This window comes from Mangrovivirga halotolerans, from assembly GCF_026241165.1.
Lineage (GTDB): Bacteria > Bacteroidota > Bacteroidia > Cytophagales > Cyclobacteriaceae > Mangrovivirga > Mangrovivirga halotolerans.
This window is the reverse complement of record NZ_JAPFQN010000003.1, coordinates 1-15,067: the sequence shown is the minus strand read 5'-3', so window position 1 is coordinate 15,067 and position 15,067 is coordinate 1. Positions and strand designations below refer to the sequence as shown.

Below are 15,067 nucleotides of genomic sequence, written 5' to 3'. Positions count from 1 at the left end.
GTAAATTTAAAAATTTAGAACTTATTTATTATGGACTGCCGAATTGAAACAATATGATAAAAAATCGCTAATGGCAATAGTAGACCCGGCAGCAAAATAAATGGAAATTCTGTTAATAACTCCCGACTCACATCAGAAGAGAATTCTGGGTGTATATAATAGGTTGAAACAAAAGAATATCCAGTAAAGGTTAATATTATAAGTGCGCCTATATTCCATGCAAGGACCCATTTTCTGGTAATTTTATCCCTCATAAATAAAACACCTATAACCGGAGCAGTTAACCCCACTAAGATGTCATAATTTGTTCCATCAAAGCTTACACCCTCGGGAAAATAGCCATATAATATCGCTCCTAAAATCAATAATTCCACAGCAATTCTATATGCCTGAACATTAATCGGAAAATTTGGGGAAAACTGATTCAGATTCCGTTTAAAAATTGGTTGACCGGTCAGTAAAATAGATAGTAAAATCGATGGTAAAATTATTAAGAGAGGAATTCTGGGAGGTAAATCAAAATTTAGTAATACACCCGAAAAGCTTAATCCCAACACATATACTAACCAAAGAAATATAATGATAATATAACGCTTGATTAGTTTAAGTTTGTCATCCGTAGCTTTTAAAAATAATACAATTGGGCTGACTATCATTAATAAAGAGAGAAGAATAAATCCTGCTTTTATCATTGGGAGGGGCATTTTTAAATAATAAAAAGTTTAATATATAATATTACCCCATTGATAAATAAGAATCAACAATTTATTAGTTTTGAAATAAATAAATTGTTGGAAAGGTCAGAATCAAATATTAATGGATTTAACGTATTATGATAAATCCTGTATGAACTGAAAAACAAGAACAGCAAAACTCAAAATCGCCCCGAGAATAGGAACAAATATAGGGTAAGTTTTTATCCCTTCAGGATGCTTATCTTCTGTTTTGATTTTCCAAAGAGCAAGATTGATCATGATGAATACTACGATCAAAATATAATTTGTGGTTTTTGCTAAAGATTCCAAATTAAATAAAAGAGCCAGTACTAAAATAACTATAGTTGATATAACCGTAGACCATATCGGGGTACGGGTTTTTTGATTAATCTTCCCGAAAAGCTGTGGGGCCATATCCTTCTCCGCCATTCCATATAATACTCTGGCGATCATCACTATTTGAACTAAAACCCCATTGATTATAGCGATTAAACTAATTCCTGAAATAATCTTTGGGTAGCCACTACCTTCTTTTGCAAGAATATCAGCCAAGGGTGCATCACTTTTACCGAGTTCTTCCGGACTTAATCCCAAAGCTGCTATGGTAGCTACAAGCATATAAAGAACCACAAGGATGCTCAGGGAAATAATTATAGCCCTTGGCATATCCTTTTCAGGATTCTTTGCTTCTTCGGCTACATTAACCATATCTTGAAAACCGATAAATGTAAAAAATGCAAGAAATGCCCCAAGCATTACTGCTTTAAAGTCAGTTAGATTAAATCCTGGTACGATCTCCTGCCACCTGTCGGGAAATGAAGATAAGTTATCACCTGATATAAATATGACGATCAAAATACCACATATCTCAATGATAGTAATAATTGTAATGGTAAGAGCAGACTCGGTAATACCCCAGATAGCTATGCCTCCCAGAATAAGAACAATTGCTGTAATTATTACCCAATCAGGTAATTCTTCAATGAATACATGCACATAACCTGTATACCCATTGACTACTGTGGCTGTAGATACTATTGCTGATAAAACAATAAGCCAGCCAACTATTGAAGAAACTATTTTGATATTAAAGGCGCGGTCGACATAATTAACCTCTCCGGCACTTTTGGGAATCCTTGCAGATAGTTCACCATATGATATTCCGGTAAATGTCGCCAGGACCGCTGCTATCAGAAAGGATACTGGAGCCATCATTCCTGCTTTACCCGCTACCTTTCCTAAAAGGACATAAATTCCGAGCCCCAAAATTGTACCGACCCCGTAAAAAACAAGCTGAGATAGTGTCAGACTTCTTTTCAGTCCGGTATTTTCGTTATTCGATGTATTTTCTGAGTTACCCATGAGAGAATAATAAGCTAACAAGAATTATTATCTTCTCAAAAGGTATAATCAGCTAATCGACTAATTTAATTCCTTTATGACTTTTTGAAGTCTAGACCTCACCTCTCCAGCAATATTATTTAGCTCATCATTTTCAACAGCACCCATAGAAGCAACCGGATCTACTGCTGAAACTTCTATTGAACCATTATCATTTTCTTCAACAATAACATTACATGGTAAAAACACTCCTATTTTATCCTCAGCTTGTAAAGCTTTATGAGCAAATTCAGGATTGCAAGCTCCTAATATCCTGTACTTTTTAAAGTCGACATCTAATTTCTTTTTTAGTGTTGATTTTACATCAATTTCAGTCAGTACTCCAAAGCCTTCTTCTTTTAAATGTGCTGTAACAAGATCTATGACCTCATCAAAACCCTTATTTTCTACAGTGGTGTTATAATAATATTTCATGACGTTTTGTTGATTATATTTGCTTTCTTCAATTTAGCATTTTTAGTTGAGCCAGACTGTGACTTTAAACACTTAACCAATAGTAGCGATTCTCCTAGGTCTATAATTCTGGTTATAAGGTTATAGAATTACATGGTATTTTTCTACCATAGGAATTAAATTAGGTATCATGACATCTAATAGTTAAATTTGACGTTAGGAATAAAAGAATATCTCTTTTAAATAGTTCAATCCGATATCTACAATCAAAAAAAGGATAAAAATTATTTAGAAGAACCAATTAACCCTTTTATGATTAGATACAAATTTTCAAGAACAATTAACAAGGAGTTTTCTGCCGAGATTAAAAAACAAGTCAACGAATACTTCAAAAAGAATCAACTAAAGAAAACAGGTAACAACACAGTTCTGTTCAAAACCATTTTTGCCTTATCTGTTTATCTGGCTCCCTTTATTTTAATGCTTACCGGAGTTATTCAAAATCCTATTTTGATGTTCGGCGCATGGATTACCATGGGATTAGGTATGGCATTTATTGGTACCTCAGTAATGCATGATGCTTTACACGGATCTCTATCAGGGAAGAAAATGTTAAATAACCTGCTTGGTCTTACCGCGCCGCTTATGGGTGTAGATGGAAGGTTATGGCAGTTACAACACAATGTGCTTCATCATACCTATACCAACATCGAACATGCGGATGAGGATATACAACCAAGATATGTATTAAGGTTCACTCCAAATCAGCCAAGAAGATGGTTTCACAGATATCAGCATATTTATGCGATATTCCTTTATAGTATTTCGACCATTCAATGGATGGCAATAAAAGATTATATAAAAGTATTTAACTACCGCAAAAAAGGACTTATCAAGTCTAACAAGGAAGTTGCTACCCGAATGTTTAAAATTATTATTTCAAAATTATTTTATCTTGGAGTATTTCTGGTATTACCGATTTTAGTATTAAGCACTCCAGTATGGATGACTGTTTTGATGTTCATCACCATGCATGCTGTGGCAGGCTTATCACTTAGCTTGATTTTCCAGCCGGCACACGTGGTACCAACTTCAGATTTTGTAATGCAGGATGAGCAAATGATTGAAGAAAACTGGTCTGTACACCAGATTTTAACAACTTCAAATTTTGCAATGAACAATAAAGTCCTTTCATATTTTATCGGAGGTCTGAATTATCAGATTGAACATCATTTATTTCCTTATGTATGCCATGTTCATTATCCTGAAATATCCAGAATCATCCAAAAGACAACAAAAAAATACAACCTGCCATATTTCTATGAGGCAAGTTTCACCTCTGCTTTAAGAAGTCATTTTAAACTTCTTAAAACACTTGGAAGGCAAGATAAAATTAAGCCTGACTATGAATTGAGAATGGCAGCATAATATAAAATTAAGGGAGGTTCATCCTCCCTTTTTTTATACCTTTATTTCATTCTTCGAGCCTCTACCTTCTTCAATATCAGTTAAGTTCTTCAATGTAGTACTCGCTATTTCCTCTAATGCTTCTTTGGTAAAAAAACCTTGATGTGAAGTAATTAAAACATTTGGGAAAGTCATTAACCTGGAAATCTCATCATCTTCAATTATTTCTTCCGATAAGTCTTTGAAAAATAGTTTTTCCTCCTGCTCATAGACATCTATTCCTAAGTAACCTAGTCTACCCGATTTAAGTGCAGCAATCGCATCAGTGGTATTGATCAGAGCACCTCTTGATGTATTGATCACCATAACGCCATCTTTCATCTTATCAAATGCATTTTTATTAAGCAGATGATGGGTGGCAGGAATCAATGGGCAATGCAAAGAAATAATATCTGAATTTTTAAATAATTCATCCAGACCACAATACTTAACTCCTGCGTCAACTAATTCCTTATTTTCATTCACATCATATCCGATCACATTACATCCAAAGCCAAGGACAATTTTCGCAAACAATGCTCCTATATGACCTGTTCCAATTATCCCAACTGTTTTCCCATGAATATCAAATCCAGTAAGCCTTTCAAGAGAAAAATTACTTTCCCTGATTCGATTATACGCTTTATGGGTTTTGCGATTTAATGTTAAAATTAAAGCCATCGCATGTTCAGCAACCGCCTGAGGAGAATATGTTGGCACCCTTACTACTGCAATTCCTTTGTTTGTAGCCTCATCGAGATCCACATTGTTAAATCCGGCACATCTCAGTGCAATTACTTTTACCCCCTTTGATGACAATTCATCAATAACCTCTTTATTCAAATCATCATTTACAAAAACACAAACAGCCTCATACCCCACAGTTAAATTCACTGTGTTTTTATTTAACGGAGCTTCAAAATAAGTCAATTCATGAGAATGACTTGAATTAAACCTGTTCAGATATTCCCTGTCATAAGACTTTGTACTAAATACCGCTGTCTTCATTTATTTTTCAGTATTTAAATTTTCTTCTGAAACATCAAACTTATTAAACCACCCAAGAATATAAACTACTTTATTTATCAAATTACTCGGTTTAGCTGCTATACCGTGACTTGCCTCCTGAATTCTTACCAATGCAGAAGGTACCTTATTAAGCTTTAATGCTGCATAATACTGTTCCGATTCTGATATCGGCGTTCGGTAATCATTTTCTCCTGTCAATAACATAGTTGGAGTTGTTACATTTCCAACAAGTGAAATCGGAGATCTCTTCATATACTCTTCAGGAACCTCCCACGGCTTACCAGGGAACCAGTATTCGGTAAAAAATACGGGGTTATCAGCACTTAAAGTATGACTATACCAGTTGATTACTGGTTTCGCTACTACAGCTGCTCTGAATCGATCTGTTTTTCCTATTATCCAGGCAGTCAGAACTCCCCCGCCACTACCACCAGTAACAAACAAACGATTTTCGTCCACATAACCTTTTTCGATCACTGCATCAACACCTGACATCAGATCTTCATAATCATTACTTGGATAGTTATGGTGGATCTCATTAGCAAAATCTGCTCCGTAACTTGTACTTCCCCTTGGATTGGTATACAACACTACATATCCTGCAGCAGCATAAAGCTGGACTTCCGTAGAAAATCTGTCTCCGTAATTTGCGAAGGGACCTCCGTGAATCTCTAATATTAACGGATATTTTTTCGTAGAGTCAAAATTTGGAGGCTTACAAATCCAACCCTGTATCTTCTTTCCGTCATGGCTTGATTCATACCAAATCTCTTCCACTTCTCCAAGCTGCTTATAGTTAAACAGATCTTCATTCAGCCTGGTAATGCGCTGTACTTCTTTATCATACACTGCAAGGTCTGCTGGATGATCTGGTGTAGTATGAGTAAAAGCAACAACTCCATCGTTTGACACACTAAAGTCTCCACCACTATAGGGACGACCTAATGATAAACCTCCAACATTATTGATCTCATCTCGGTACTTGCCATTAAGATTAGTCGATGCCACTTTTGTATTTCCCTCTTCATCATATAAAAAGAAAATCCTGTCATTGCCTGACCATTGAATGTTATAAATGGAATTATCTATATTAGTCTCAATCTTCTCAGAAGAACTCCCGTCAATGTTCATTACATAAATTGACGAATTATGATACCCTAGTTTTTTGTCATCAAAACCCAGATAGGCTATTTTCGAACCATCCGGAGAAACAATTGGACTGGAATCTGGACCATATCGCTCAGTTAAAGCAGTATTTGAACCATCTGATACACTTATTCTATATATTTCTGAATCCAATGGATTAAACTCTCTGTCATCATCGTGGTTAGCACTCAGAAATATGTATTTTGAATCTTTACTCCAACTCATCATCCCAACATGATCTACCTCTCCTGAGGTAATTTGACGAGGAGTTCCGCCATTCGTACTGATTACAAAAACCTGGGAATTGCCTGGTTTAACATAACCTGAGCCATCTCTCCGATAAACCATTTCATCTATATATACAGTTGGATCAGCCCAATTTGCACCTTTTGGCTTTGCTGGTAAATTAACCAGGCTTTCGGGCTTCTTATCTACAAACATTTGAAAAGCGATATACTTCCCATCTGGCGACCAGGTAAGCTGAGAAGGGGATTTTTGAAGATTCGTTAACTTAAATTGAATGCCTTTATCAAGCCACATCAAATGTATTTGCTGTTTTCCTGATTTATTAGAGACATATGCCAGCTTATTTCCATCCGGGGACAAAGAAGGAGATGAATTACTATAATTACCTGTAGTAAGCGGGTAATGATTTGATCCGTCAGGATTAACTATCCATAAATTGGAGGCTCCCTTATCTGACATAATATCTTTAGAATTTCTCACGTAAATAATCTTTTCCCCATCTTCAGAAATCGTCGGATTAGAGATATATTCCAGATCAAAAATGTCAATTGGTTCTAAAGTTGAAGAACTTTGTCCCAACACTGTCAGGGCTATTAAAAGAAATAAAGTTGTATAAAGTAATTTCATGGCAAGGTTTAGATTAATTGTTTGACTCTTAATCAATTTAATAAGTCCATTGGATTATTTATAACTATTAATTAAAAAAGGACCGACATGTGCCGGCCCAGATAATATAACCTAAATCATGTTATTTCAATTTGGACTCCAAACTGAATAACTATTAGGAGGGCATTGGATTTTAACCCATCCATTACCCTGAGTGACAGGTTGCCATCCTGAATTACCTGTGTAATCCTTAATTCTTATCGAATTCCAGTTTGTTTGTACCCATCTTTCAACCCATGCTCCGGAATCATTAAGATAAACTACTATTCCAGGATTTCCGTTCCTCCTTGCGATGTACTCATCCTTATCTGAAAATAAAATACTGGTATTACCAACTGCAAGATTTCGATGGATCCAAATCAGGTTATTGAGTTTGTCTTTATCAAGCCATTCTTCATAATCCCTGTAAAATATAGTTGGATAACCTTCATGAGTCAGTATATATGCATAAGAATGCATCTTATCCCAGATTATATCTGTATCGTGATTAGCAACAAAGGTTACAGCTTTTGAAGGATCTCGCTTCCAAAGCATATCATCGTTTAATTTTGTCAAATCATTCCCATCGAAAGCCTCATCCAACTTATAATAGCAGGCAAAATCAAATGCTGAAGCCCTTCTGCTGGTACTATTAACCCAATTTTGTAGCGTATTAGCATTTCCATCCCAGTTTTCTCCTACTGCAAAACCACCGACTTCATCGACCCAGTCTTTAACTACCCAGCCTCCGAAGCCTTTAACATAATCAAACCTCCAGCCATCAAAGCCAATCACATTTTTATAATATTTCGCAACGCTATTACTGTTTTTCCATAACCATCCCTGAACATATGGAACAGAATGGCTTAAATCCGGAAAACCACCAAAGACTCCTTCATCTTGATATACATAATTATTAGGGTGGAAGTCACTGGCTGAGCGATAAAACTTTCCTGAAGCAGGGTTAAAATCAGTATAAGTATAAGTTCCGGTATATGGATTAAATTCCGATTGCGCACCGCTATTGTGGTTAATAACTATATCCGCATACACCTGTATATTTTGATTATGCGCAGTATTTATCAGGCTAATTAATTCATTCTTAGATCCAAACCTGGTTTCGACAGACCCCATCTGGTTGTATTCTCCCAGATCAAAATAATCAAATGGATCATATCCCATCGAATATGGACCATTCATGGCTTTTGATACAGGGGGTAGCCAAATAGCACTTATTCCTGCTGCATCCCAATCAGCAATTTTACTTTTAATAGTATTATACCAATTACCTCCGGCAGGGACATCCCAGTAAAAAGCCTGCATTATGACACCACCTCCTAAGCCAGCCTGACTTTCTGTTTCCGGGTGTGAGGGAGTCACTTCTATAACATCCTGATGTTTTGGTTTTAAAGACTGTTCATCCACATCTGAGCAGGCAAACAGCAATCCTGTTACGCATAAAAATGCGCCATGTTTAATTTGGGTAAACATAATATTTAGTTTTGGTTTTAACCTAAACTAACTATAAATCAGACATTTACAATAGAAAAGAAAAAAGAAATGTGCGCAAACGTTAGCACAAACGATTGCAAGAAACTACAGAAAAAAGGGCAACACAAAAATTAAGCTTCATCAAAAAGGTTTGCACAAAAAAAGGCCGGTCTTACCGGCCTTATCCAGATGTTTAAAATTACTTTAACATCGGCTTATATTATTACTACGTAAACAGCATTCACATGGTTTTGATGTAACCAAGTTTTTGCTGAGAATTTACAGTTTTCATTCGGTTTGGATGTCTCTTTAAAGTTTGTTCATAATATAAAAACGCTTCATCAATTCTTTTTTGTTCTACTAACCAATCAGCAAGCATTTCATGCGATGGTTTTTGTATTACAGGAGGCCCGTAGTTATACCCGGCCTTTTCTTCTAATTCGACAGCTTTTAAAAGATGTTTCTCAGTCTTTTCAAGATCTCCATCCAGCTTTGCCAATAATGCTCTTAATTGAAATTCCATAGACCTGGCTGCATCAACATCACTTTGTCTTACCATATCACTACTTTCTCCACTACAAATCGTCACCCCTGTATCATTAACTTTCACTTTTTCTTCATTAATCTGATTTTGCATTAAATTAATGACTGCTTCCAGAGTTTGTCTACTTTTGTTTTTATACGCTTTCATTCCTTCAATAAAATCATATTGAGCGCGTTCAGAAATATTTAATCCTTCAGTTTCAATATGTATATCTGCGATATCAGAATCCCAGTTTTCAGTTTCAACCAGGTAAGTTCCTTTTAAGTAAACTAAGTGAGCCCTTGCCCTGACTGAGGGTTTTTCTTTAGTGTACAAGGCCATGTTTTCTACCATTTCTTTAGCTTTATCTTCTTTTCCCTGTTGCAGATATCCATACTGTAGCCAATGGTATGAATGGTAGCCTCTTGCGTCATTATCTAGATCTTTTCTTAGTTTTCTATCAACGCTTGCCTGGTAAGATCTTTCATTCGCTTCAACTACGGCATCCCACATTCCCATGGCAACATAAATATGGGAAGGCATATGCAATGCATGGGCGGCATCAGGAGCTATTTTACCATAGCTGTTGGCTGCTTCTATAGCTAAGCGGGCATGATCCGGATCATCATATGAATGAATCAAATAATGTAACGCTCCAGGATGCCGGGGATTTTCTTTCAACACCTCTTTTGCAATTTCAGCTGCCTGACCAAAAACCTCATAGTTTCTTACAGTTTTAACTTTGCCTAAAAGTGATAATGAATAAAATGAGGCTACTTCCTGATTTCCAGGATACTTCTCAGTCATCTTTTGCAAATACTCTGAGTATAATTCATCTCTTTCGGCTTTACTATTTCCCGATCTGTATAAAACACCAACTGAAGTGATAAAATCTTTTTCAAGTTCCGTTAATGACTGGAAATTCTCATTTTTTAAAGCTTTTGATATTGCCTCAGATCCTGCTTCGTAATCCTGATTACGCCATAGAGTATGATTATAAGTCATTGCTTCACCCCAATAAGCCATTAATAAATTTGGATCTTCTTTCTGAACTTCAATAAACTGTTCCCTGGCATCAACATATTCAAAGCTATGTAGCAAAAGCAACCCTTTAATAAACATCTGTGAAGCATACTTTTCACCGGTGACATCTAACTCTACCTGTCCCAGTGAATATTCCTGATGATTATTATCCTGATTTTGACAAGAAAGAAAGAGAGTAAATGATATTAATAAAGCAGATAATAATTTAATTCTATTCATGGCTCCGATGGTTTGAACTCAATGGGTTATATAATTTAATCATTAATCCTTTTAAGTGTATAAAAATCTAGCATAAAAGACTCCAGGTGATTTTAACCTAACACACTTTTTAATTCATCACAAAACTTTTTAGTGTCCTCAATCTTTCCGGTACTTATTCTGCACCAGTCATAAAAGGGAGGAAATGGTCTTCCTATCAGAATTCCTTTATCAATAAATTGTTTTCCCAGCTCATCTATATGCCTGCCGGATTTGAAGAAAACAAAATTCGTATGCGAATTAACATACTCCAATCCCAGATCATCGAGAGTTTTATATATCATTGTTTTAGCTTCCCTGTTTTTATCTAAAGACAACTGATAAAAATCTTGATCTTCAATTGCAGCCTCTGCAGCCTTAATAGCAGGAACATTTGTAAAAGCCATTAAGTGTTCTCTTAAACGTGAGGCAATATCAGGCCTGGCAATAAGGTAACCAATTCTGAATCCAGCTAGTCCATATACCTTGCTGAAAGTTCTCGAAACAATAACATTTTTATCTTCTTTAACCAATTCTACCATTGAAGGGTAATTTTCTTCTTCAATAAAATCATAATAAGCTTCATCTGAAAAAATGATTGTATCTTCTGAAACTTCTTCACAGAATTGCCTCAATTTTCCTGAAGGTAGGAGGGTAGAAGTAGGATTATTTGGATTACATAGAAAAATGAGGTTTGTTCGAGGGTTTATTCTTTTCTTCATTTGATCAAGATCAATACCCATATTTTGATCAACATCCACCCAGTTTACTCTCCCTCCGAATAGTTTTGAATAATCCATCATTGCAAGAAAGGTAGGTTTTGGAGCCAAAATCTCCCCTCCATACATACCATATACTGCCCCAGTAGCTTTCAAGCCCTCAGTAGAGCCACCAGTAATAACCAGATGGTCAGGAGTAACCCCTTCTTTCTCAGCTATTTTCTCACTTAATTTTTTAATATAAGCCCATGGATATCTGCAACCATCGTCAAATGAATCAATTACTGCCTTTCTAACTACTTTTGAAGGACCGTAGGCATTCTCATTTGAACTTAACCTGATTATCCCTTCTGAATTATTAGCTTTTGCTATGTTTTCACTCGATGAATTATTACCCAGGGAAGGGTATTGTCCAAGAAAGGCTGCGGCTCCTATCAGACTTGAGCTTTTGAGCCAATCGCGTCTGTTTATTTTGCTCATAAGAATAAATGAAAGTTATTCTTATAAGTTAACTATTAATAAAATTTAAAAAAAATAAATCTATTTCAGGTTTAAACTATTTCTATTTGGTATTTATCCAATAATCCTGGTAAACCCATGAAAGAAAATTTACATCCCTGGATCTTATTTTTTTCAGGATCGATTGAATATCCTGAGGCTGATGAAAAATCAGAATTCCTAAGATCACAATTATCAAAGGTCGCTCCATTTAATTTGCAGTTTATAAAGCAACTTTTTGCGAGGCAGGAGTCTGTAAAATCAACCTCACTTAGATCACAATCTGTCGCTTGAAAATTTTCAAGTGACAAGGCATAATAAGAAGAAAAGTTCAACTGGCAATTTTCGAATTTTACAGAAAGTAGAAAAGAATTACAGTAATCGAACCTGATTCCTAACATTTTACAGCCTTGAAAAAGAACATTTTGAAAGGAAGTATTACCCGTGTTAATATTACTGAGATCGGAATCTATAAATTCACAGTCAATAAATTTATAATCCTTCAGGTTTTGTTCTGCCAACATACAACCTTTGAAAGTACAATTTTCATATTCACCAGCATAGATTTCAGTTTTACTTGAAAAATCTTGTCCCTCGAAGTATTTCATTGGTATTGATATAAAATTAAAAGATCCCGTAAATTAACGGGATCTGATAAAATAATTAGTTCTGTTTTATATAGATATTACCACTTGCAAATAAAACATAATCGTTATTTCCATTTATATGAAAATCCATTCCAGAATTAAAGAAAAAATCCTGTAGATCTAGTTTTCTTAAAATATAATTATCTGCATTATTATCATATTCGACTAATTGCATAGAAGAAGTAAGCCCCACAACTTTACCATCGTAATAATCCATTACCTCAAGGTTTTCTCCAATAAACAAACCGGAAATATCGACGGCCTTATTCCAGCTAACCCCTTTGTCTTCAGATTTCCATATCACACATGGGTCTGAAGAAATCCATTCATCAAAGCCAGCTAAAGGAGCTTTCATTGAGTAATTTCCAGGATACCCTGCAGCAAATGAACTATTCTCAGTTATAATCACAGGAGCATCATCTCTGATAAGCCTGGGTAAATTGATATAATAAGATGTGTCAGAGAGAATTTCATAGGATTTTTGGTAGTAATCACTAACCAACCAATTTAATTCTCCTGAATTACTAAACTTAGAACTACCTAGTGCTATTTCGGGAGTACCAGGAATTAATTGCCAAGAATCCCCTCCATTAATTGTATGATAAACTTTAAAATATAACTCATTTTCATCCCAGGTTTCTACAAATGCAAACCCTTCATTCTCATTTTTAAAAGAAAGATCTATGACTTCATAATTTTCTAATGGAAAAGAAACTAAATCCCAACTTAACCCGCTATCGGTACTTTTGGCAAATTTAGATTGTACCACATTGCTATATAAAAATAAAACCTCTTCAGAAGCAGCTACAACCTCTTTAATTGGATTACCACTCAAAGTTGGTGAACTTATTTTTGACCAGTTTAATCCTCCGTTTATAGTCTTATACAATTCTCTTCCGTATAAAAAGCCAATTTGACGATTTCCGGGAACGAATGTCAATCCTTCTATGTATGCATTTTGAAGTCCCGAAACCTTATTCCAACCTACATCTCTTATTTTTACTGAATAGCCATATTCAGATTCTTGTCCTTTTACTTTCAAATATCCAGTACTCGCATTTTGAGGTATATTAATTTTCACCATTGTAGAAGACACAAATTCAGCAACCGGTATTTCAAGGTCATTTAATAAGAAAATAGTTGATTCTGTAAATCCCTGGCCAGTAACTGTAATCAATTCATAAGGCAAGATATAATCCGAATTGATTGATCTTACACCTGCTATTTTAGGTTTAATCTTAACTACTTCATCTTCTCTACAAGAAGTGCTTATTATTATAAGAGCTAATAAAAAGACAAAAGCTTTATCAGAAAGTAATTTAAAGTTGGTCATTGGTTGATAGTGATTAAAATTTAATAAAAGCAATTTCACTAATAAAAACCTCAATTACCATACCGTTTATCAAAAAATCTATATAATTAATTACAATAATTACATACAATTTAAGAAGAGATTCAATAAAACTTATTTGAGATTATTTATTGTCCCTCAAGAACTCCAAAGAACTTTTCTAGTTCAGATTTAACCTTTCCGGCAGAAATAAGGATCAAATAATCACCGGATTTAACTAGATGATCATTATCAGGGTTCTTAAGCAGACCTTGACCTGAAACCAATCCAATAGCGACAGCATTGAAGCGTTGTTTGATCTCATAAAATATTTCTAAATATTCTTTATTGGCAAATTCGTTAGAATCAATAATTCGATATTGCTGAATATCACTTTCTAAATCACTTTTACTAGTTGTGATTAAATCCTCTGTGTATTCAGCAACCTGAGGTTCGAAAATGTAACTAGCAACCAATCTTGAAGCCACTTCTGATTGAGGAACTACGTAGTTTACACCAGCACTCATAAAAGTATCCTTCAGACTGGCATTTTTACAGGTAGCGATAAATGAAAGGTTAGAATATTTTTTCTTAAGATTTAATATAAAAACTAAAGTCTCCGTGTCATCAGAAAGGTTTACAAAAATACTCTTTGCTTTTTCAATGTTTACTTTTTTAAAACTATCATAGTTTTGAATGTCAGAATATAAAACAAAACAATTATCAGTTTCAAAAATGGATTTGATTAGATCAAGTTTTTCTTTAGAATCGACTACAATTGCAATTTTTTTGCCTGAATTAAGAATTTGCTGCGCAACTGAACGACCAAATTCATTCCATCCAATCATCACATAATGATCAGTAAAATCTGTACCCCAATAACCTTGATTTTTCTTTTCCATATAGTCATTAATTTTAGCCATTATCTCACCTATTACATACCCAAGAACTCCCACGCTACTTATGATAATCAGTAATCCAACTATTTTACCCATCGGAGTTACCGGATAAAGATCTCCATATCCCACAGTAGTTAGGGTTACTATAGAGTACCACAGTGCATCTGAAAATGATTTGATATTCGAACCATCTGCATTACTCTCAAAAAGAGTTAAAACACTCACAACAATGAAATAAATGACAAGAGCAAGAAAAACGTAAATCCATTTTTTCATATTAGCCTTTAGATAAAATTAGCTCTAGATCCAATACCCTTATAAAAGATTGTTGAAATTGAATCTAATTTGGTTGAATATAAACTGTTAAGCTAATTAATGATAAGGGATAAACAAATTCTAATTTCGAAATTCTTTATGATAATGGGAAAGGTAATGAAGAATGAAAAGAGTGAGAGTGAAAGAAGAACTTAGATTGAAGAGTGCAGGACTATGGAGTGAGAGTGAGTGTGGAGGGGCAGTTGTCTTAGTAGGGTTCAGCCATAAAAAAACCCTGACGATCTAACGATGTCAGGGTTATAATAATAAAATGGCGATGACCTACTCTCCCACATTTAACTGCAGTACCATCAGCGCTGAGGGGCTTAACTTCTTTGTTCG

General features: G+C 34.9%; 12 protein-coding genes. 1 reads left to right on the top strand and 11 read right to left on the bottom strand.

What is annotated here, in order from left to right:
* Window positions 1-14: 14 nt before the first annotated feature.
* The 3 genes from OO013_RS03930 to OO013_RS03920 all read right to left on the bottom strand — a co-directional run bounded on the left by OO013_RS03930 (window position 15) and on the right by OO013_RS03920 (window position 2,531).
* Window positions 15-692, bottom strand: coding sequence for a hypothetical protein (locus tag OO013_RS03930; protein ID WP_266055362.1), 678 nt, complete (start codon window positions 690-692; stop codon window positions 15-17).
* A gap of 138 nt (window positions 693-830) precedes the next feature.
* The gene (locus OO013_RS03925; protein WP_266055361.1) at window positions 831-2,078 is read right to left on the bottom strand and encodes an APC family permease; all 1,248 of its coding nucleotides are present in this window, start codon (window positions 2,076-2,078) and stop codon (window positions 831-833) included.
* Window positions 2,079-2,138: 60 nt separating this feature from the next.
* A complete protein-coding gene (locus OO013_RS03920; RefSeq protein ID WP_266055360.1) occupies window positions 2,139-2,531 on the bottom strand; it encodes a DUF302 domain-containing protein in 393 nt (130 codons plus the stop codon).
* A gap of 291 nt (window positions 2,532-2,822) precedes the next feature.
* On the opposite strand from OO013_RS03920, the gene OO013_RS03915 reads away from it, so the two are divergent.
* The gene (locus OO013_RS03915) at window positions 2,823-3,938 is read left to right on the top strand and encodes a fatty acid desaturase family protein (protein ID WP_266055359.1); all 1,116 of its coding nucleotides are present in this window, start codon (window positions 2,823-2,825) and stop codon (window positions 3,936-3,938) included.
* A 33-nt stretch (window positions 3,939-3,971) separates the two neighbouring features.
* Here the strand turns inward: OO013_RS03915 and OO013_RS03910 are convergent, their stop codons facing one another.
* The 8 genes from OO013_RS03910 to OO013_RS03875 all read right to left on the bottom strand — a co-directional run bounded on the left by OO013_RS03910 (window position 3,972) and on the right by OO013_RS03875 (window position 14,686).
* On the bottom strand, window positions 3,972-4,964 hold the full coding sequence (locus OO013_RS03910; protein WP_266055357.1) for a 2-hydroxyacid dehydrogenase: 993 nt from the start codon (window positions 4,962-4,964) through the stop codon (window positions 3,972-3,974).
* Window positions 4,965-7,004 carry a S9 family peptidase gene (locus OO013_RS03905; RefSeq protein WP_266055356.1) on the bottom strand — a complete coding sequence of 680 codons (2,040 nt, stop codon included), beginning with the start codon at window positions 7,002-7,004 and terminating at the stop codon, window positions 4,965-4,967.
* Window positions 7,005-7,130: 126 nt separating this feature from the next.
* Window positions 7,131-8,513 carry an alpha-amylase gene (locus tag OO013_RS03900; RefSeq protein ID WP_266055355.1) on the bottom strand — a complete coding sequence of 461 codons (1,383 nt, stop codon included), beginning with the start codon at window positions 8,511-8,513 and terminating at the stop codon, window positions 7,131-7,133.
* Between the two features lie 241 nt (window positions 8,514-8,754).
* Window positions 8,755-10,299 (bottom strand): tetratricopeptide repeat protein, encoded by a 1,545-nt coding sequence (locus OO013_RS03895; RefSeq protein WP_266055354.1) that lies wholly within the window; start codon window positions 10,297-10,299, stop codon window positions 8,755-8,757.
* A gap of 92 nt (window positions 10,300-10,391) precedes the next feature.
* Window positions 10,392-11,516 carry a pyridoxal phosphate-dependent aminotransferase gene (locus tag OO013_RS03890; RefSeq protein ID WP_266055353.1) on the bottom strand — a complete coding sequence of 375 codons (1,125 nt, stop codon included), beginning with the start codon at window positions 11,514-11,516 and terminating at the stop codon, window positions 10,392-10,394.
* Between the two features lie 71 nt (window positions 11,517-11,587).
* Window positions 11,588-12,142, bottom strand: a complete 555-nt coding sequence (locus OO013_RS03885) for a pentapeptide repeat-containing protein (protein WP_266055352.1) — start codon at window positions 12,140-12,142, stop codon at window positions 11,588-11,590.
* A gap of 55 nt (window positions 12,143-12,197) precedes the next feature.
* Window positions 12,198-13,514 (bottom strand): WD40/YVTN/BNR-like repeat-containing protein, encoded by a 1,317-nt coding sequence (locus OO013_RS03880; RefSeq protein ID WP_266055351.1) that lies wholly within the window; start codon window positions 13,512-13,514, stop codon window positions 12,198-12,200.
* Window positions 13,515-13,660: 146 nt separating this feature from the next.
* Window positions 13,661-14,686, bottom strand: a complete 1,026-nt coding sequence (locus OO013_RS03875) for a potassium channel family protein (RefSeq protein ID WP_266055350.1) — start codon at window positions 14,684-14,686, stop codon at window positions 13,661-13,663.
* Window positions 14,687-15,067: the final 381 nt, after the last annotated feature.